General features: G+C 45.8%; 13 protein-coding genes. 7 read left to right on the top strand and 6 right to left on the bottom strand.

Annotated elements, in window-relative coordinates:
* The 4 genes from JMX98_RS11980 to JMX98_RS11965 all read left to right on the top strand — a co-directional run.
* Positions 1-224, top strand: a 224-nt coding sequence (locus tag JMX98_RS11980) for a transposase family protein (RefSeq protein ID WP_320157768.1), incomplete at its 5' end; no start/stop codon positions are given.
* 74 nt (positions 225-298) lie between these two features.
* Positions 299-2773 (top strand): YgiQ family radical SAM protein, encoded by a 2475-nt coding sequence (locus JMX98_RS11975; RefSeq protein ID WP_201586880.1) that lies wholly within the window; start codon positions 299-301, stop codon positions 2771-2773.
* Between the two features lie 377 nt (positions 2774-3150).
* Positions 3151-3570, top strand: coding sequence for a hypothetical protein (locus tag JMX98_RS11970; RefSeq protein ID WP_105244797.1), 420 nt, complete (start codon positions 3151-3153; stop codon positions 3568-3570).
* Positions 3571-3875: 305 nt separating this feature from the next.
* Entirely contained in the window at positions 3876-4415 is a 540-nt protein-coding gene (locus tag JMX98_RS11965) for a hypothetical protein (protein WP_227680163.1), read from the top strand.
* Positions 4416-4481: 66 nt separating this feature from the next.
* On the opposite strand, the gene JMX98_RS11960 is transcribed toward JMX98_RS11965, so the two are convergent.
* From JMX98_RS11960 to JMX98_RS11940, 5 genes are all read right to left on the bottom strand, one after another.
* Positions 4482-7034: a sigma factor-like helix-turn-helix DNA-binding protein gene (locus JMX98_RS11960; protein WP_201586878.1), complete on the bottom strand. Its 2553-nt coding sequence runs from the start codon at positions 7032-7034 to the stop codon at positions 4482-4484.
* Position 7035: 1 nt separating this feature from the next.
* Positions 7036-9234 (bottom strand): DEAD/DEAH box helicase family protein, encoded by a 2199-nt coding sequence (locus JMX98_RS11955; protein ID WP_201586877.1) that lies wholly within the window; start codon positions 9232-9234, stop codon positions 7036-7038.
* A gap of 84 nt (positions 9235-9318) precedes the next feature.
* Positions 9319-11385, bottom strand: a complete 2067-nt coding sequence (gene ligA / locus JMX98_RS11950; protein ID WP_201586876.1) for an NAD-dependent DNA ligase LigA — start codon at positions 11383-11385, stop codon at positions 9319-9321.
* Between the two features lie 158 nt (positions 11386-11543).
* Entirely contained in the window at positions 11544-12548 is a 1005-nt protein-coding gene (locus tag JMX98_RS11945; RefSeq protein WP_201586874.1) for a cell division protein ZipA C-terminal FtsZ-binding domain-containing protein, read from the bottom strand.
* Between the two features lie 234 nt (positions 12549-12782).
* Positions 12783-16694, bottom strand: coding sequence for an AAA family ATPase (locus JMX98_RS11940; RefSeq protein WP_201586872.1), 3912 nt, complete (start codon positions 16692-16694; stop codon positions 12783-12785).
* A gap of 139 nt (positions 16695-16833) precedes the next feature.
* Between JMX98_RS11940 and JMX98_RS11935 the strand changes: the two genes are divergently transcribed.
* Positions 16834-17133 carry a DUF4298 domain-containing protein gene (locus JMX98_RS11935; protein WP_201586871.1) on the top strand — a complete coding sequence of 100 codons (300 nt, stop codon included), beginning with the start codon at positions 16834-16836 and terminating at the stop codon, positions 17131-17133.
* Position 17134: 1 nt separating this feature from the next.
* On the opposite strand, the gene JMX98_RS11930 is transcribed toward JMX98_RS11935, so the two are convergent.
* Positions 17135-17938 carry a sulfite exporter TauE/SafE family protein gene (locus tag JMX98_RS11930; RefSeq protein ID WP_192995976.1) on the bottom strand — a complete coding sequence of 268 codons (804 nt, stop codon included), beginning with the start codon at positions 17936-17938 and terminating at the stop codon, positions 17135-17137.
* Between the two features lie 324 nt (positions 17939-18262).
* Here JMX98_RS11930 and JMX98_RS11925 point away from each other — a divergent pair, with 324 nt between their 5' ends.
* Positions 18263-19267 carry a biotin--[acetyl-CoA-carboxylase] ligase gene (locus JMX98_RS11925; protein WP_201586870.1) on the top strand — a complete coding sequence of 335 codons (1005 nt, stop codon included), beginning with the start codon at positions 18263-18265 and terminating at the stop codon, positions 19265-19267.
* Positions 19268-19390: 123 nt separating this feature from the next.
* Positions 19391-20119, top strand: coding sequence for a pantothenate kinase (locus JMX98_RS11920; RefSeq protein ID WP_201586869.1), 729 nt, complete (start codon positions 19391-19393; stop codon positions 20117-20119).
* The last annotated feature ends 346 nt before the right edge of the window (positions 20120-20465 follow it).

Here is a 20465-nt window from a genome sequence, read left to right as displayed (position 1 = left end):
AGCAAACCTTCACCCCTTTTAAAAAGCCACGTGGTGGTCAGTTACTGGAGATATGCAAACAGGCCAATCACTATCTGGCAAAGTTCCGTATTGTGGTTGAGCACAAAATAGGCTTAATCAAGTTGTTCAAAATCGTGGCTCATAAATATCGTAACCGTCGTCAGCGCTATGATCTTAGAATGAAGCTGTTTGCTGGTATCATTAATTTCGAGCTAAACCTATGACTTTTGCAAGAGGTCTATTATTGATAAATAACGGCTTATTTTTTAGTGTCTCTTTTTATTTAACAGGTCCGCCCATGTCTGCCGATACCATCGCCCGTACCGCCTTTAAACAAGGCATCAAACCGCTTTATGATTATGACAAACACTGGGCGAGCTGCTACGAGCCTGCGCCTTATCTACCGATGAGCCGAGCCGAGATGGACGCGCTGGGCTGGGATGCTTGCGATGTTATCATCGTATCGGGCGATGCCTACGTCGATCATCCAAGCTTCGGTATGGCGATTATCGGTCGCTTATTAGAAGCGCAGGGCTTTCGCGTCGGTATCATCGCCCAGCCTGACTGGAAGAGCAAAGACGCTTTTATGGCGCTTGGCAAGCCAGTCTATGCGTACGGCGTGACCGCGGGCAATATGGACAGCATGATCAACCGCTATACCGCCGATCGCAAGATTCGTAGCGATGATGCGTACTCACCGGGCAATGTGGCAAACAAACGCCCCGACCGCGCCGCGATCGTCTATAGCCAGCGCTGCCGTGAGGCCTATCCCGATGTGCCGATTATCCTCGGTGGTATCGAGGGCAGCCTTCGCCGTATCGCCCACTACGACTATTGGTCAGATAAAGTGCGCCGTAGTATTTTGCTCGACGCCCGCGCTGATGTGTTACTGTACGGCAATGCCGAGCGCGCCATCGTCGATGTGGTACATGGTCTGTCTAAAGGCTATACGTTTGAGCAGATGAGTAAGCTGCGAGGCACAGCGTATCTACTCTCGCCCAGTCGTCGCCATTGGCAAGCAGATATGACTGAGGTCGCCAGCAACGATGTCGATACCGTCGGCCGCGTCGATCCAATCATCAACCCGTACGTGATGACCGAGGACGTTGATAGCTGTAAAATCGAACAAGAAAAACCATCGGACTCGCCAGTTGGGCAAGCCACATCAGCGATGACAGGCATGGCTTCACAATACTCGCAGCAGTATCAAGGCTTCGTCGCCGAGCCCGTCACCAACAAAGTCTTAAATGCTGATCAAGTCGATACCGACACGCAAGTAGTACAGATACGCGGGTTTGATAAGATAAAAACAAACAAGCCGATGACCGCGCGGAAGCATAAGCTAAAAATGCCGCCACGTGATAAGACAGTGATTCGCCTGCCTGACTATGAGCACGTCAAATCAGACCCTGTGCTCTACGCGCATGCCAACCGTATCCTGCATTTAGAGACCAATCCCGGTAACGCTCGGGCGCTGGTGCAGCGACACAACAGCGGCGGTGGTAACTCACACAGCGCCATCGATGTGTGGCTAAACCCGCCACCGATTCCGCTGTCCACCGAAGAGATGGATTATGTGTTTGATCTGCCCTATGCCCGCTTGCCGCATCCGAGCTATGGTGACGCACGCATCCCAGCTTATGACATGATTAAGTTTTCGGTCAATATCATGCGCGGCTGCTTTGGTGGTTGTACGTTTTGCTCAATCACCGAGCACGAAGGTCGTATTATTCAAAACCGCTCTGAGGACTCCATCCTACGTGAAGTCGAAGCCATCCGCGATACTGCGCCTAACTTCACAGGTGTCATCTCCGATCTTGGTGGCCCTACTGCCAACATGTACCGTCTCAACTGCAAAGACGAGACCATTGAGAAAAACTGCCGCAAGCCGTCTTGTGTCTATCCTGATGTATGTGAAAACCTCATTACCGATCACAGCAACCTCACCCAGCTATATCGTAAGGCCCGTGATATCAAAGGTGTGAAAAAAATCCTAATCGCCTCAGGCTTGCGTTATGACTTGGCGGTCAAAGACCCTGAATATGTCAAAGAGCTGGTCAGCCATCATGTCGGCGGCTATCTAAAAATTGCCCCAGAGCATTCAGAAGAAGGCGTACTGTCCAAGATGATGAAGCCGGGCATGGGCAGCTACGACGAATTTAAAGCCATGTTTGAGCGCTTCAGCGCCGAGGCTGGCAAAGAGCAGTATCTGATTCCTTACTTTATCGCCGCCCACCCTGGCACCAAAGATGAGGACATGATGAACCTTGCGCTGTGGCTAAAACGTAACGGCTACCGCGCCGACCAAGTGCAGGCGTTTTATCCTAGCCCCATGGCGACCGCGACCACCATGTACCATACCCACAAAGACCCGCTACACAAGGTCAGCCGTGAGGGTGGTGATATGGACATCGTCAAATCAGGCAAGCAGCGCAAATTGCACAAAGCCTTTCTTCGCTACCATGACCCAAAAAACTGGGCACTACTGCGTAAAGCGCTACAAGACATGGGCCGTAGTGACCTGATCGGTAAAAATCGCGGCTGTCTGATACCGCCATATAACGCCCATCTAGAAGGCCGTGATGCGGCGCAAGACAGCTATCAATCGGCGCGTAAGAAAAATAGCCGCATTGGTAATGACTCAGCTAAGCGTCAGAACCGTAATAAAAATAGTACTAATAAAGCTCAAGCCAACAACCGCTCTAAAAAGCGCGTCAGTAAAGGTAACTTTCAGACGCAGCATACTGGCCTGCCGCCGCGCAAGACTAAATAGTCTGGACTATGGCTAGAGTGGACTATCCCAAGCGCTGTCTGAGCAAAACGCCTGTCGACTAATTGTCGGCAGGCGTTTTTTGGTAATTGTAGGGTGTTATATCAAATTAACTATCAAATGTGGCACTGGCGGCGAGCCGGCTATCACTAACGACTGTCCCGTAGCGTTACATTAGTCAGTGTTTACGTAACTTAATGAACATGTAACAAACAATTTCTAACACTCATCAAAGGCGGCTTTCGTTACCATAGGCCCTATATGCTTATGCCTATGCTTAATGCTTTGTTAGCTTAATGCTTTGTTAATAATAAATACATGATAATTGTTATAGACGTCTTAAGAACTCTTATAATTTTATTAAACATTTGGAGAATGCCATGAACACCCTAACCAAAATCGCCACTGCCTTACCTGCCCTTGCATTGCTAAGCGCTTGTGCCACGACCGCACCGACCACGCCAAACGCTGCAAACACGCCAGCATCAGAGAGCGTCACGGATGCCGCTTACGACCGTATGGCACCAGCACCTTATACCTGTACTGATGACAGCCAAATCATGGCAAAACAGTCTATCAATAAAAAACAAGTCATGCTAAACGCCACCATGCCTAAAGTAAAATGGGCAGAGCAGCCAATTATCCTAAACGGCGGCGTACAAGGTGACGTAGCCAGCTATATCAATGACTCAAACCCAGAAGCAGTCTATGCTTGGCATATGAAAGGTGACAAAGGTATCTTTGCCATCAAATGGGCAAACGGTAAAGAATATCAAGTAAACTGCCAGATCGGTAGATAATACTTAAGGTTCAGTCGTTAAGCTTTTGCGTTTAAACGACAGAAAACCAAAAAGCCAAACCAATAAAGTACATCAAAAACAGTCATCAAAAGATGGCTGTTTTTTTATGCGCGTTAATATTCTCTCTCTATCAGTGCCATGGTTGAATGTTCAACACGCCCTAATCAAACAACGAAAATAGCGCAGGTAATATCGAGATATTAAAACGTATTGAGGACACGCCCTAGAGAAGCCGAGCAAAAGCTGGCAAAATAGCACAACGGGCAATCATAACGACCAATAACAAAGAGGATACATCGATGGGAATGCGCTTGACGAGTATATTACTAGTGGCTACTGCTGGTTGGGCGCTAGTAGGTTGTGACCAGCCAACTGAGGTGGCTGACCCTGCGACTGAGCAAGCAGCAGTGTCCAACGATGGCACTGCACAGACCTCAGCGCCTGCCGCCTACACCATCGATTGGTCGTCGGTCGCGAGCGGCGAAAAGCCTGCTGATCGCAGTACCTATGAGTACCCCTTTGCCATCGATAGCCAAAACGTCCTCGATTATGCCGAGTATTTTGATATGGATACTGCTACTGCCCAGCACAACCTCACGGTGAGCATGGCGAGCAACGAAGCACTTTCAAAGGTGCTAGATCAGCTAAGCGAGCGCTATACCTCACATGAGATTATCGATAGTGAAGAGATAAAACTTGTCATTCATACCACGCCTGACGTGGCGGCCAGCCGTTATGATTATGTATTGACGGATGACTTTGCAAAAGGGTTGGTCTTGCCTATCGTCATTCAGCCAGATGGTAAAAAAGGTGAAGCAAAGGCGCATGGGGAAATGGCGGAGTAGAGACTAGGATTTATACTAATGTGACATTCCTAGTCTTTTACTATTTACAATGTAAATCCACATTAATTAGCTAATTTGATGATGCCAATTCCTAAGTGCTCTATCCGCCGAACTCCGATCAATGGCAATATGCCGCTGAATTACATCAATATTTTCATTTATTGAAATACTTGGATTGCAAACACTATCTAATACCGCATATAAACTCTGAAAAGGTATTTCTTTAAGTGAATATAAATTGTACTTTCTAAACCAACCTTCTTTTTTAGAATATAGTCGAGCTATAGATGCATAAAAATATTTAGAGTAACTACTCGAAAACATATAGTTTAGTTCATTTCTAAATATTGAAGGTTCTACAGGCTTATTATATTTTTGTAACAACTTATTAATACCACCTATATATTTATTTAAGTCAATATTTGCGTATGCTAGTTCTGGCAATGTATAGAGCATTCTATCTACTTGAACAACTGTACCAGAGTTAATCATTTCATCCAGATAAAAACCTGCATGATTCAGACTTTTACTTTTCAGTAAATTAGCTATTTCTGGCTTAGTTAAAGGCTTCTCATTCCGTCTCATCGTATCTATGATGACATCTCTTTGAGTAATACTCTTAAAGTCTTTTTTCAACCCTACTGAGTCCGTTTGCGAACGGCCATCAAAGTAGAACCCGTAGTCCTCTCCAAAATGCTTTACAAAATGGCGAATTTCATAATAATCATATTTCTGTAGACTATTGGAAGAACGATAACACTCACTTAAATGAAATACATCTCTTGAGACTGCCTCTCCATATTCCATTATATTAAGAAAAATATCATCTAACACAATATTATCCGTATCAATAAAGTTCGTATGCTTGTAAATGCCTTTGCCACTTAAAAATATATAATCTGGTAGCTCAAAAGCTGTTTGTTCTAAGCGTGCTTCTTGTATTGATGTTTTCGAATAGCTATTGCTATTCACAATTTTTGCAACATCTAACCAAGGTAAACCTTTTTCATGGTTAACCAAAACACATGCTGTAGCTTCTGCCTTGCCAAGCTGCTTCGGCCATACATACTGGCCTTCAATCATAATCGAATCTTGATTTTGCAAAGCAACTATAGCATTATCTATATTTCTAATTTCTACTAATTTTAGGTCATCTAAATACTCTCTAATATCATTAATAAGAGCCGGAGCCCCATTTTCTACAAAATAGACATTTAATATAGCTTTATCTATTTCAGGATATACATATTCAATTAACTTTTCTTGACCACAGACTAAACTTAAAAATTCATAAAACTCTTTTTCTGAATAAAAACAAAGAAACAAGTCTTTGAAATTAATGCTAATATCTGGATTTAGTTTTGGTTCCAGAAACTGCCATAGCATTAATTGACCTAAACGCATATTTCTAATAAAGTTATTATTAATTTTAGTTTCTTTCTGACGAATCCTTTCTCTAGTAAGGCCAAATTTTTCAGAAATCTCTTCAAGAGTTTGTTTATCCTCTACGAAACCCCAACGTTTCTGAATAATTTCTGCTTCTTCAAACGTTAACTTATCGAAATACGTATCTATATCTTCTAATAATATTCTTTCTATCTGTGTAAGTGAAAGTTGGTCCAATTTCCTAGGTACAATTAAAGCAGACTCAAACTCTTTATAGTTAATATCTCCTAATATAATAGCCTGAAGTTCATCTTGAATTAATCCTCGAAATTCAATTAATTTGTCTACTACACTAGTACCAAAATGAGGTAACGTAATTAAAGTATGTCGATCAAAATTCAAGATCTCATTTATATGTTCACTTAAATCATTAACATTAATGTATCTAGCATATTTTTCCAATGGCTTCGTAAACTTAGAGTCTATACCTAAGAGACTTATACGCATATTGCTAGTATCGCATGATTGCAAACTATCGCTACTAATAGAATTTGTATATTCTAGTTTTTCATTTTCAAGTGATACTTGTGTTAATAACTTTAGATCTTCGAAAATTTTAACATAAGACGAACCAACTCCTGGCAGATTCGATATTCTAGAAGTGGGTAAACTCAAAAGTTCACCTAAAGTCTCTCCGAGGCTAAAGTTTTCATTAGATAGACTGACATTTCTAAGCCTTTTAATCAATTTTAAATACCTGTCAGAGAGATGCAAATCATCTAATCTCGTTGACATACTAGGAGCTTTATTCCTATTTATTGTTGAAATTGTAGAATCTTCGTCTTTTACATGTTCGAAGATACCTTCAATATTTTTGTCTTGAGAAACCTCTAGGTTACAATGTTCTGGTTCTGGTTCTGGTTCTGGTTCTGGTTCTGGTTCTGGTTCTGGTTCTGGTTCTGGTTCTGGTTCTGGTTCTGGTTCTGGTTCTATGATATTAGTATGTGAATCAACATCGTTGACAATATTTATAGAAAATAATCTAAGAAAGTCAGCAAAATAAACATTTTGCTTTAGAGAAATAAAATCCTCGATACTCATTTTTTCACATAAATCCCAAAGATTTAACTGCTGATAAATATCTATATTCGTGTTTGCAGAAATATTATTTATTAGCTTTTCGATAACAATATCTACATTTTCAAATTGAGCATCAATTTTTAAATATTTCACCTTATTGTACATCCTTCAATTTTTTGAGGAAAACTGAGATCGAACGATACTTATTCTTAATTTCTTCTTGTTCTGACATAGAAAGTTTTTTAATGTCAGATCTAGAAAATACCTTCATTTTAAGGCTATCGATCAAAACACACTCAGTCGTAATAATTTCCACTTGCTCACTAACTCTTGAGCTATCAGATGAGCCTACTTGCAAATCTTCTATAATCTCATTAAAACTAGGCAACAGTATTTGAACTTCCTTCTCAGTAAACTCATATAATTGTGATTCCATAAAATGATGTGAGATCGCTCTCAAACTAGGCACTACTTTATACTGCTGGAAATACGACTTGACAAAATCAATTATCTTTTTAGTCATTGGTTCTGTGTCAAAATTATTATTTAATGCAGCGTATAAGAAATTATAATACGATCCAAAATGGGTAGAAATTTGATCTAAACTTACATCCATTAGAACTTTATCTAAATCAAAAATAAATGGGATATCTCCATTTACTTGAAAATAACTGCGTAATTTTTTTAATAGAATTTCTCGGCTATTAAGCTGCAGATTCATATTTTCAATCAACTCAAGTACTTTTGCAGCTTCTGTACTATATTTAACTTCAAGAGAGCCATCATGGAAGACATCTTGTGTTGAGAGTCCTTCCACATCATCAATTAGACTTTCTCTATCAACTGGCATATTTCTAACTGCCCTTGAAAGTTCTTTAACTTCATTTAGCCGCTCTAAAGAGCCAACAAAATCTAAGACATGAACATATTCTTTATTAGGCGTCTTTCTTAAACCACGACCTAACTGTTGAAGCCATATTGTTCGAGAGCCTGTATAACGCATAAAAATAAGAACATTAGTTTCGGGTATATCAATACCTTCATTAAAAAGATCACAAACTAGAATATACTTGTACTCACCTTCTCTGAAGTTTCGAATATTTTCTCGTCGTTCTTGGTCTGACATTTTAGAATGAACCAATGTAGCTGTACCAAGTTCGAAAAAGCCTATTAAATGATTCATATGCCGAATACTTCGACAGAAAATTATTCCTTTAATATTTTCAATTTCCTGTTCAGCTACTGTCCTTTCAATAATCCGAACCACTTCTTGATCTTTTTTATGCAGGAATAGTCTTTTATCTAAATCAGCAATGGAAAGGCCACTATCTAACTGGTCAATTTTGTCTTGATCCAGATCATCTAATAAAACTAAATATTTAGGAAATGCAAGTTTTCTATGTTTAAGCGCCCAAACTAAATCAAACTTACCAATATGTGCTTCATCACCCCCAAAAAATCTAATAACGTCTTTATTATCAGCACGATATGGTGTCGCAGTCAATCCAATTAAAAGCCTCGGCTTAAAATTTGTGACAACTTCAGAGTAGGTTCTGGCTGGTGTATGATGGGCTTCATCTACAATTACAAAATCAAAAGATTTTTTGTGGAGCTGAGCTATTTGTCCATAGAGAGTATCAAATGATGCAAATACAAAATCTGTATCCTCTGGGTGTGAGCCAGAGATACAAGCGGAGAAACTGTAATTTCCTATACCTAGGACATTTTTAAAGGCTGTGACAGATTGGAGTAATATTTCTACTTGATGTGCTAGAAATAACACTCTTGGTATTAGACCGTTTTGTTGAATTAACCTTTTGATTATATGAGCTACCGTATAAGTTTTACCTAGTCCTGTAGCCATCTCGATTAATAACTTTGATTTTCCATTCTCATATTGCGTCAAAGCCTCATCAATAACATTCTGTTGATATTTGCGAGGTTTAATGTCACGTCCAATTTCTGAATGTTTCACTACCCACAAGTTTTGCAATTCGTCACGATCTATAAGTTCAACACCAAGCCTTAGTGCTCGAACCTTTACTTCAGATGTGAAATATGAGTTTGTAACTAAAATCTTATTTGCTACGTTGGCTAACCTTGCTCCAGTAACTAGTTGATTAAGAGCTTTTACATCTACTGTAGCTTTCAGATTCCTTTGTTTAACTTCAATAGCAAACTTACGCTTGCCTTTATAGGCAAAAATATCAACACCACCATCACCATATTTAAATTCTTTACCTACTTCTGTAATTACAGCATCTGTCCAGCCAGATGCTACAAATAGATCCCTAATAAATATTTCAAAGTCGGTGGGTGAAAGACTATCAATATCTTTAAATTCGTTGATCATGTTTCAATTTACACTTAAATAATTAAAAGTATTACATAATAATTAAACATTTGTTACTTATAAATCCCTGAGACTAAATATTCGTTATTTCAACATAACCAAAAACTCTTCCTCACTCACCACTTTCACACCCAATTTTTCTGCTTTGGTGAGTTTTGAGCCAGCTTTGTCCCCTGCCAATAGCGCGGTGGTCTTGGCCGAGATACTACCGGAGACTTTGGCACCGAGCGCTTGCAGCTTGGCTTTGGCTTCATCACGTGCCATGCTATCAAGCGCGCCGGTGATGACCCACGTCTGCCCATCGAGTGGTAGCCCTTCTGCTGCGATCTGCTCGACCTTGTCCCAATGCACGCCTGCCTCGCGTAGCGCGGTGATGACCTCGATATTGTGCGGCGCTCGGAAAAACTCATAAATCAGCTCGGCGGTGATCGCACCGACATCAGGCGTTTGTAGCAATGTCTCGATATCAGCTGCCATCAAACTATCAAGCTCGCCAAACTGCTGGGCGAGGTTTTGCGCGGTCGTCTCACCCACGCCGCGAATGCCAAGCGCGTAGATAAAGCGTGCGAGTGTCGTCTGCTTACTAGCGTCGATAGCACTGATGAGATTTTTTACCGATTTTTCGCCCAGCTTTTCAAAAGTGATCAGCTCGTCGGTATGGTTATGTAAGTCATAGATATCAGCGACGGTTTTGATAAGGCCATGCTCAAAAAAACTCATCAGCCAGCGCTCACCCAGCCCATCGATATCCATCGCCCGCCGTGAGACAAAGTGGATAAGCGCCTCAACTTGCTGCGCAGGACAAAACAAACCGCCGCTACAGCGCGCCAAGGCTTCACCCTCTGGCAGCACCACAGGCGAGTCACACACGGGGCAAGCCGATGGTAGCTCGACTGGCTTTGCGTCTGCTGGACGCTGGTCGTGCCAGACACGCGTGACTTTGGGGATAACGTCACCGGCACGATGCACACTGACCATATCGCCTGCGCGCACATCCAAGCGCTGAATTTCACCAAAGTTATGCAAGGTGACATTGCTGACTGTCACCCCGCCGACTTGTACAGGCTCAAGCTTACCCACAGGTGTGATCTGTCCGGTGCGCCCCACTTGCCATTCGATATCGTTTAAGCGCGTCATCACCGTCTCGGCAGGGAATTTGTAGGCGGTCGCCCAGCGCGGCTCACGCGACAAAAACCCAAGCTGCTGCTGCAATGCCAAACGGTTGACCTTAATCACTGTCCCATCAATTTCAAACGGTAGCGCGTCACGGCTCTTGATCACCGATTCATAGTAGGCTTGTGCTTCGCGTGGATTCTGTACCACCTCGACAGCACTCACGGTAAAGCCAAGCTCGGTGAGCCATGCCAGCGCCCCTGATTGGGTTTCTATACTCTCAGGCAAACCCTGATTGACCGAATACGCATAAAACGCCAACGGACGGCTGGCAGCGATTGCAGGGTCGAGTTGGCGCAGGCTACCGGCGGCAGCATTGCGCGGGTTGGCAAAGGTTTTGTCGCCGTTTTCTTCTGCCAAACGGTTTAAACGTAAAAACCCCGCCTTTGGCATCAGCACCTCGCCGCGCACTTCTAATAGCGGGATGTCTTTTGCTTCACAAAGATACAGCGGCAAGTTCCGAATGGTTTTGGCGTTTTGGGTGATGTCCTCGCCTGTCTGCCCATCACCGCGCGTCACCGCTTGCACAAACTGCCCATACTCATATTTGAGTGACACCGCTAGGCCATCTAGCTTTAGCTCCATCTCGTACTCAGGATTTTGCTGGGCATCGCTCAGGCGATCATTGACGCGGCGCATAAAGCCGTGCAGCTCGTCATAATCAAAGACGTTGCCGAGCGATAGCATAGGGATGTCATGGGTCACCTGCGTAAATGCCGACAGCGGTATGTCGCCGACTTGGTTGATGGGGCTATCGGACTGCACCAAATTTGGATATTCTTTTTCGATCTCAAGCAATGCGCGGCGCAACTGATCGTATTCGCTATCGTCCAAAATAGGATTGTCGAGTACATAATAGGCATAATTGTGTTTTTTGATGGCGGCAATCAGCGTGCGCATCTGTGCCACGATGTCATCAGGTGTGGCGGGCTGTTGGGTTTTTTGTGCCGTGGCAGGCGATAAGTGCAGGTCAGTCATAGTCAGCGTCTTGATTATTCTAGATGCTGATATCATAGCAAGTTTGGCTAATATTGTGATAAACCGCCCATAAAAAAAGCAAAAAACATCACGCTATCATGATGTTTTTTGCTTTTGGTTTTGCTTTGAATTTCTATTGATTTATTTAGCGTTGGCGCTTAGGCCTCATAGTCACGGACTTGGTTGCGTAGCTGCTGCTTGTATTCGGGCGTGATCGGTTCGTTATTTTCATCAAGTAAGATGGCGTCCAAATCGCTTGCCATCATATAAGCGATGCTCATCATACTATCAAAGCTGTGCAGCGCTTGCGGATGCGGCAATGACAAAAACACCACCACACCGTTATAGACATTGGTCGCGACGCTATGCGGATCAAAAGGGGCGATACCGCTTTCGGTGATGCCCATCATACTAAACCATAGCATGCCTGTGCCGTCTTTTTTTTCATAGCGGTGAAACATGTTCATCGCCCCATAACGCAGGCCATATTTGTCAATCAATGCCAGCAAATCACGGCCACGAATAATCGCCGCTGGGCGATCACGATACTGGGTTGGTAAAATAGTGATGTTGATGTTGTCTTGGGCATTAATAAGCGGCGCGTTTTGCGCTTCATCGACCGGCTCTGAGAGGTGCTGATCTAGTATGGGGCTGTTGCTATCAAAGCTTGGCTCTTCTGCCGTATCAATCGATGGCATCAAGCTGTCAGTCGCCGATACCAAACTTGAGAACGCATCGAGCTCTTGCTCACTGCCCATCTGCGCCGCTGTGTCGGCAAACTCTGCATCGTCACGGCGCAGCTCAGCTTCTTGCCAGCGCATATAGTCTTCATCATTGCTATCAGGCGTATCGGCCAAATTTTGCGCCGTGGCTGATGGGGTCTCGGTATCGTGAGGCGCAGTCACAGGCTCTTGCTCAACCACCGTATCTAAATAACTGCGATCAGGGCCGATACTGGTCTCGCCGGCGACAGTGTCTTCTAAATCTGGCTGGTCGACGATGCTGCGCTCGTGACGCGGTATGATCGGGATGCCGTTTTTGTCATAATTGACGACAGGAGCGTCAGCGCTGCTACGACGCTTAAAGCTACGAATGACCATATACAGTCCTGCGAGCACGATAAACGCAGCAATGGCAATCAAGATAAACTGAATAGCGGTCATGAGAGATACATCCTAATATATGACAAAAGGGAATACACAAGAAACAATAAATGGCAATAGTCTAGCATGGCTTATGAATATCGTCATCATATAGTCATCGTTTATCATCAGCCTGACACAGTTGTGTGACGTTGCTGGCGTGCTATTTACTATACCATTGCTCGCCGCTTGCTGTTATTACTATTTTATTGCTCCGTGATTTGTTTTGTCTAGCGCCTGTCCTCATTCTCCTTGTTATTCACTAATATAGCGCGCCGCCTCATCGAGCGAGACGCTTACCAAACGAGAGACCCCAGCGCTTGGCATGGTGATGCCTTTGAGCTCGTCAGCGATCTGCATGGCCAGCTTATTATGACTGATAAAGATAAACTGCAAGTCATCTGCCAGCTCATGAATGAGGCTAGTAAAACGCCCGACATTAGCATCATCGAGCGGCGCATCGACCTCGTCAAGCACACAAAACGGTGCAGGATACTGCTTAAAAATGGCAAAAATAAGACTGAGTGCTGTTAGGGTTTTTTCGCCGCCTGAGAGTACCGCAAGGCGGCTATTACGCTTGCCTTTTGGCTGCGCCATCAAGGTCAGCCCTGCCCGCCACTGCTCTGATTTGGGCGTGTTTGCTGGTAGATCCTCTAAGTTTAATGTCAAGCTTGCCTGACCGCCGCCAAAGACTTTGGCAAACAAGTTGGCAAGCTCGGTATTCACCGCCTCTAAGGTCTCGATAAACAAGGTCTTGGTGGTCTCGTCGATAGCGGCTATCGCCTCGCTCAATGTCTCCATACTGGCAGTGATGTCAGTGGTCTGCTGCGCGAGCGGCTCTAGACGTTCATTGACCTCAGCCAGCTCTGCCACGGCGGCCAGATTGACCGCGCCAATCTTGCTGATTTGCTGCTCAAGCTTGGCTTTTTCGCGCTCAAGCTCAGCGATTTTATCAAGGCGCACGCGGCGATCATGGGCGATAAAATCCGCCAACAAACTCGAGACACTCATCAATTGCGCGGTGTCGCCCTGTTCGCTGGTACGGTGATACTCGGCCATGGCGTCTTCAGCATAGCGAGTCGCCTCATCTAAACGCGCGGCGCTCAATGCCAGCTCAGTGGCAAGTGCGGCCTGCTCGCTTTGCTGCGTCTGTAGCGTCTGCTGTAGCGTGTCTAAAGTCGCCTGCTGCTGATTGTAGGTTTCTTTTAGCGCGGTTAAAGCCGCAGCGCGCTCTGCCAAGAGCGCCTGCTGCTCATCGCGCGTTTGTTGCAGTGCCTGCAAGGCGGTCTGCAGCGCGGGCAGTTTATTTTGCTGCTGCTCATGCTGTGTTTTTAGACTTTCCTCGTTTTGTTGCGCCTTATCATATTGCGCATTTGCGCGTTTTAGGCTACTGCTACTGTGCTCAAGGCGCATCTGGCTTTGCTGTACACGCAGCTGCAGGGCTTGCCAAGCGTCGTCATCTGCTTGCTGACGGTGCTGCTGCTCACGGCGCTCAGCTTGCAGTTGCTGCATAGTCGCCTGCGCCTCAGTGATTTGCGGCGCAAGGGCTGCCAGCTCGCTTGCGATATGCTGCTGCTCATGCGTAAGTGCCTGCTGCTCGTGCGTAAGCTCCTGCTGCTCTTGCTCAAGGGCTGCTTTGTCCGCAGTTAGGCGCTGGCTATCTGCTTGCAGACGCTCAGCGGCAGCGCGCTGGGTTGTCAGCTGCTCCTGATAGTTATATTTATCACGCGTCAGCTGCTCAGCTTGCGCCCGCGCCTCCTCTAAGCCAATCGTCAACGCATCATAGCTTCGCTGATTATTAGCAATGGCTTTGCGCTGCTCTTCTATTTTACTCTCAAGCCCATCAAGCAGCTCTTCTAAGATCTGCAGACGCTCGCGCTGCTGTAGACGCTGCGTCAAAAATTGACTATTGCTGTCATTTTGACCATCTTGCGCGCCAACAAGCTTGCCAAGATTTATCGTACCTTGACGACTGATAAGCCAGCCATCAGACGTTAGCAAAATCGCTGACAGTGGGAGAGCTTTTAATATATCTGCCAGCACATCGAAGGTCTGATAGCTGTTTGTTGTAAGGTCTGCGATATATAGATAGCACTGCTGCCAAAGCGCTAGGTTGGGCGCCGCGATCAGCTGTGATAAAGGCAGTACCTTATCAGTCAAAGTATTTGGCAGTGCGCCAACAAATGGCTTTTCGTTTACATCATTTTGCTTAGCAGATAGCCACAAGCTATGACCCGTTTCTATTGACGAGTTGTCCTGTTTATTAGTCTGCGCGTTTTGCGCATTCTGATAAGTAAACACATCGCTTAAGTTATACTCAAGCGCTTGCCATAAGCTATTCGCTTTTTGCACCTCGCCGTTAACTTTTTCATTACTTGCTTGTTTAGAAGCCAGCACATGACTATCGAGCCATAGTGCTAACACCTTATCGAGCAGCTCAGCATGCTGCTTGCCTACTGCACTCAGCTCAATCTGCTCGCGCAAGGTGGTAATGGCTAAGTCGTTATCGTTATTTACTACTTGATTTGCTAAATCAGTTGTTACTACATCAGTGGTTGTTACCTTAGCAGACTGTTGTGATTTTGGCGTAGGTGTTGGATGCAGTATCTGGTGCAAGGTGTCGTATTCACTGGTCAACACTGCATGACGTTTTTCTTCCTCGCCCAGCGCGCGCTGCTGCTTATGTAAAAGCTGCTGCAGCTCATGCGCGCGCGGCTGTAGCTCGGAGAGTCGCTCATCGACGCTATCTTGTTGGCGCTCGATCTGTTGTAGCTGTTTATTCAGCTCAGCAATGTGCGACGCTAAGGTCGGATTTTGTCCATCTGCGCTATGTGTATTAGCCGCATTTACTTTGGCAGACAGTGACTGCTGTAGCTGCTGCCAGAGGTTTTGCCAGTTCTGCTGGCGGCGCTGCCATTTTTCATGGCTTTGCTGCTGGCGTTTTTGTGCTTGGCTATTAATCGCTTGCTGCTGCTTTAGCACACGATGGTTGTCTTGTAGCCGTGACAGCTGGTTTTGTGCATCATGATAGGCGCGCTGTAGCGGCCGCTCGTCACGTTGATGCGTCTCGCGTTTACTCGCTATCTCATCGAGCTGCGGGCGCAATTTTTCTAGCACGTTTTGCTGCTCGGCTTGCTCGGTGGTGATGCGTTCAATCTCATTGACGGCCTGCTCGCGCTGCTGCGCCAAGCTGGTCATCTGCTGCGCCAAACTGGCAAGCTGCGATTTGGCATCGTTTAGCGCGTGCTCGGCATTTTGATAATTGAGCTGCTGCTGATAATGGCGGCTTTGTGCATCGTCTTTGAGCCATTGCTCTTGATTGATATGAGCCGTCAGCTTATCTTGCTTGGCTTTTAGATCCTCATACTGTGCTTGCAGGCGAGCGGTTTCAGCACAGCTTTGCTCATGGGCGCGTTTTTGCTGCTGCTGACTATGCTTGGCCTGATACAGCTGCTGAATGGCCAGTTGTTGCTTGATGTCCGCCAGTGTCAGTGCCAGCTCTTTATAACGCTCAGCGCTAGCGGCTTGCTTGGACAAGCGTTTTTGTTGGCTTGCCAGCTCGCTTTGCATGTCATGCAGGCGCGCCAGATTGTCTTGGGTTTTCTCAAGTTTTTTTTGTGTCTCTATTCTGCGTGCCTGATAGCGCGATACCCCAGCCGCCTCTTCGATAAACTCACGTAGCTGCATCGGGCTTGACTCGACAATACGCCCAATCATGCCTTGCTCAATCACCGCATAGCTACGCGCCCCAAGTCCAGTACCCAAAAACACATCGACCACATCACGGCGGCGCGCGCGCGTGCCATTGATAAAGTAATCCGAGCGTCCCTCTTTATTGACCTGACGGCGCACAGAGAGCTCATGGTACAGGTTCAATTCATGGCGAATGCCAGTTTGCTCATCTTGAGTATGCTCAAAGGTCAGCTCGACGCTGGCGACACTTTTGGCCGCTTTGTCTTGTGTACCTGCAAAGATGACATCGCTCATCGCCCCGCCGCGTAGCTGCTTGGCGGAGGTCTCACCCAGCACCCAGCGAATGGCATCGATGACGTTGGATTTGCCGCAGCCGTTTGGCCCGACGATGGCGGTGATGCCATGACGAAAGGTAAAGGTCGTAGGATTGGCAAAGGATTTAAATCCTGCCAGCTTAAGAGATTTTAGACGCATGAAGGATCGACAAACTTAACAAAAACAGGCGGCTATTCTACCGCAAATGATGACGATTTTTTGGACTTTGTACGGGATGCTATAATAAGGCCTAAAATAATAATGATTCCTCTAAGCACTAAAAGTTAAGGGCATTAAAATGGCTGATTATAATCCACAAGAATTGCAGCAAAAATATGAGCAGTGGTGCAAGCTATATCGCCAGCAACTAGAGGCGCAAGAGCATTTCTTAAAAGCTGAAGCATTGCAAAATGAGTTGAAAGACTACTATCTAAATCCACAGTGGATGAAGGATCATGAAGCAGATCTGCCCATCGAGCACTCGGGTGAAGCGCACTCTATCTTTAGCGAAGATGCGTTATGGAATATGCTCACCGACCATGACGAGCTGGCCATGAAATGGATGCGCTTGGGGCTCGATGCGCTTGAAAAAAGATAAGTCATATCACCCCAATCGCACTCAGCAGCAGCTGCCCGCCGGCAAACAATAACAACACGCCAAACGCGCGCTTAAGCGTGGCGGCTGGCAAGACGTGAGCAAGCTTGGCACCGACCTTTGCCATCATAAAGCTGGCGACGGATATGCATAGAAACCCTATGATATGGACAAAACCGAGCGTACCCTCAGGCAAATTGACCACGTCTTGACCAAACCATGCAAATCCTACCGCGCCTGCCACCGCAATCGGCAAACCACACGCGGCCGAGGTGCCAACCGCTTGCTTCATTGGCAGTCCTGCCCAGTTTAAAAACGGTACGGTCAAGCTACCACCGCCGATACCAAAGATAGAGGACGCCATACCAATCCCTGTGCCCGCGCCAAACTGCACGCCAGCGGGCGGCAAAGGCTTGCCGAGCTGCTCTTTGTTAGACAAAAACAGCATCTTTAGCGCGACCAATAACGCACCAACACCAATGATGGCTTGCAAAACTTTTCCATCGATCATATCGGCGATACCGGCACCGACAAGGCTTCCGATGACCAAGCCCAGCGCCATCTTGCGCCAGACTTCCCAGCGCACACCGCCGCGCTTATTATGTGCTGTCAATGAGCTAATAGAGGTGACAATGATGGTCGCAAGCGAGGTGCCGATCGCCAGGTGGGTGATGACATCAGGCGAAAAGTCATAGGCGGTAAATATCCACACCAAGGCGGGCACAATAATCATACCGCCGCCTACCCCAAACAAGCCTGCACTGACCCCAGCAAACGCCCCTGCAATCACAAACCACACATATAACATCATTAGCTCAGCCTTTTATTTTGGAGTTTTGGAGTGTTTTGGAGTATTTTTAGCGCATCTGCACATTTGTAGGTCGTAGGCACAGCACGCAAGGAAAATTTATACCAGTAATGCGTTTAACTTTATATAACCGTTTTATTTGCAATTGACTATATATTCCATTTGCCAAACCTGCAGCCGATCTTTATGCTATTTGATTACCGCTATTAAACCGCATCACTATGATTATTCATGCTCTCATTCGCGCTTATTCATGCCAAACCGTGACCCGCGCTCAGTATAGCAAAGATTGTCCCTACAACCTTAACCACATCGACGAAACTTATGCCGCCATCAGCCCCTTTATCTGCCGCGCCTTTTGACCCTTTAGCCGAGACCTCTACTCCAACTGCGTCAGATACATCGCCAATGCTTGTACATTTGCCTGAGCTCAACCATCGGCACCTCGCTAGTAGCGCCTCGACCAATAGCGAGCTGATCACAGCGGTACAAGATGGCACGCTTGATGCTGCACAGATGCATCTACTGACTGCCGATACCCAAAGCGCTGGTCGCGGGCAGCACGGACGCTCTTGGCAGTCGCCACCTGGTAATGTTTACTTGTCGTTATATCACCCTGTGCATCAGCCGATTAGCGGTTTGTTGTCTTTGGTCATCGGTGTCGAGCTGGCAAAAATGCCTGTCATTCAAGCGCTCAATGAGCAACTGCACGCGCGCCAGCTGACGCCTATCGGGGTAAAATGGGCCAATGACTTGGGCTTTTATGCTGCCATATCCAAGCCGGCGCTGACACCCTCTGAGCCAGCAATACAAACTCAGCCGTTTTCAAAGCTTGCGGGTATCTTGATAGAGCCTGTCACCATAGCAGGCAAGTTGGTCGGTGTGGTGATGGGTGTGGGGCTAAATGTACAAGCGGCACCAGCGCTGACCGCACAGACTTGCGAAGGCATGAGCTATCAGGCGATCAGTCTACAAGATATCGGTCAGATGCTGCCTGACGCGTCGACGATACGCTTGCCAAATCTCAAAACACTCTATCAGCAAATGAGTAAAGCGCTGATGGCAGCGATGACGCGTTTTGAATATTTTAGTTTAGAAAAACCCACCGGTCATACCTACTACCTGGATCGTTTTTTAGAGCAGTTTGATGGCGTCGATGCCCTCGCAGGACGGCGCCTACGCGTCACTCAAGAGCACCATGGTAATAGCACTGTAGTGACAGGATATGCCTGCGGTATCGATACACATGGGTGTTTGCAATTGCGCCAAGATAACGGTAATATTTCTGCGCTTTTTACTGGACGCATTGACGTGATTCATCAGGCCTAACGCATAGAGCCTGCGGGCGCTATCGCCCTTATGGCATAAAAGTCTCTGGGTTTTATTGACAAGCTTCATCCACAAGCTTTGCCATAACATTTTTTAGTGAATTGACTATATAAAGGGATTTTTATGCTCTGGTTAGATCTTGGCAATACCCGCTTAAAATACTGGCTCACCGATGATATCGGTCAGATCGTCGACCATGATGCCAAGCAGCATTTGCAAGCGCCTGCCGAATTACTCATGGGTCTCACCGATCGCTTTGAGCGATATGCGCCCGATTTTATCGGTATCTCATCTGTGCTCGGCGAAGCGCTCAATATGAAAGTCACCGAAACCCTCAGCCGTCTAAATATCCCGTTTGAGTTTGTCCATGTCGATGCCGCGCACCCGCTGATGCGTAGCGACTATAACGATCAGCAGCTCGGCTGTGATCGCTGGCTGCAGATGCTGGGTGCAGTCGATAAAAAAAAGCGCCAGTGCGTGATAGGTTGCGGGACTGCGGTGACGATTGACTTGATCGATCATGCGACACATTTGGGCGGTTATATTTTTCCCAGTATTTATTTGCAGCGCGAGTCGCTATTTTCTGGTACCAAGCAAATCACCATCTCTAACGGTGCCTTTGATAGCGTCGGTCAGGGCATGACCACCCAAGACGCGGTGCATCGCGGTATACTGCTCTCTATCGTTGGCGCTATCAACGAGATCAGCCATCGTCATCCCAACTTCGAAGTCATCATGACGGGTGGCGATGCCGCCATCATCGCCCAGCACGTCAATCGCCCAGTACGACTACGTGATGATTTACTATTAACTGGTCTGGCACGCTATTTTGACCATAGTAAACAGACATAACAATTTTAATCTAAGATTTTTATAAGACATAAAATAAACATAAAAAAGCAGGACGTTTTAAGCGACCTGCTTTTTTGGTTTAATATGAGATTACGGTGTAATGGACAAAATTCAGGCTGATACAGCCCTTAAAGCTATATACTATAAGTATTTGCAAGGATTGAAAGCCATGAATCAAAAAACTGCCCTTTTTGTGGTGAAAAACACATTAAAAAGAACGGTCACAAATCAGGAAAACAACAGTACAAATGCCTAACTTGTGATCGGCAGTTTTTAGGTGGCAAACGTCTTAACAATGAAATATTGTGGACTGAATATACACAAGGTAAACAGACCTATAAACAAC

Origin of the sequence: Psychrobacter sp. HII-4, from assembly GCF_904846595.1 — a bacterium.
Lineage (GTDB): Bacteria > Pseudomonadota > Gammaproteobacteria > Pseudomonadales > Moraxellaceae > Psychrobacter > Psychrobacter celer.
Note: the sequence above shows the minus strand (reverse complement) of the source record. Positions and strands in the feature narration are given on the sequence as shown.

Coding starts and splice junctions, on each gene's coding strand:
- JMX98_RS11955 (WP_201586877.1), bottom strand. CDS start 9,234: ATGATCAACGAATTTAAAGATATTGATAGTCTTTCACCCACCGACTTT.
- JMX98_RS11925 (WP_201586870.1), top strand. CDS start 18,263: ATGCCGCCATCAGCCCCTTTATCTGCCGCGCCTTTTGACCCTTTAGCC.
- JMX98_RS11930 (WP_192995976.1), bottom strand. CDS start 17,938: ATGTTATATGTGTGGTTTGTGATTGCAGGGGCGTTTGCTGGGGTCAGT.
- ligA (WP_201586876.1), bottom strand. CDS start 11,385: ATGACTGACCTGCACTTATCGCCTGCCACGGCACAAAAAACCCAACAG.
- JMX98_RS11940 (WP_201586872.1), bottom strand. CDS start 16,694: ATGCGTCTAAAATCTCTTAAGCTGGCAGGATTTAAATCCTTTGCCAAT.
- JMX98_RS11975 (WP_201586880.1), top strand. CDS start 299: ATGTCTGCCGATACCATCGCCCGTACCGCCTTTAAACAAGGCATCAAA.
- JMX98_RS11920 (WP_201586869.1), top strand. CDS start 19,391: ATGCTCTGGTTAGATCTTGGCAATACCCGCTTAAAATACTGGCTCACC.
- JMX98_RS11935 (WP_201586871.1), top strand. CDS start 16,834: ATGGCTGATTATAATCCACAAGAATTGCAGCAAAAATATGAGCAGTGG.
- JMX98_RS11965 (WP_227680163.1), top strand. CDS start 3,876: ATGCGCTTGACGAGTATATTACTAGTGGCTACTGCTGGTTGGGCGCTA.
- JMX98_RS11945 (WP_201586874.1), bottom strand. CDS start 12,548: ATGACCGCTATTCAGTTTATCTTGATTGCCATTGCTGCGTTTATCGTG.
- JMX98_RS11970 (WP_105244797.1), top strand. CDS start 3,151: ATGAACACCCTAACCAAAATCGCCACTGCCTTACCTGCCCTTGCATTG.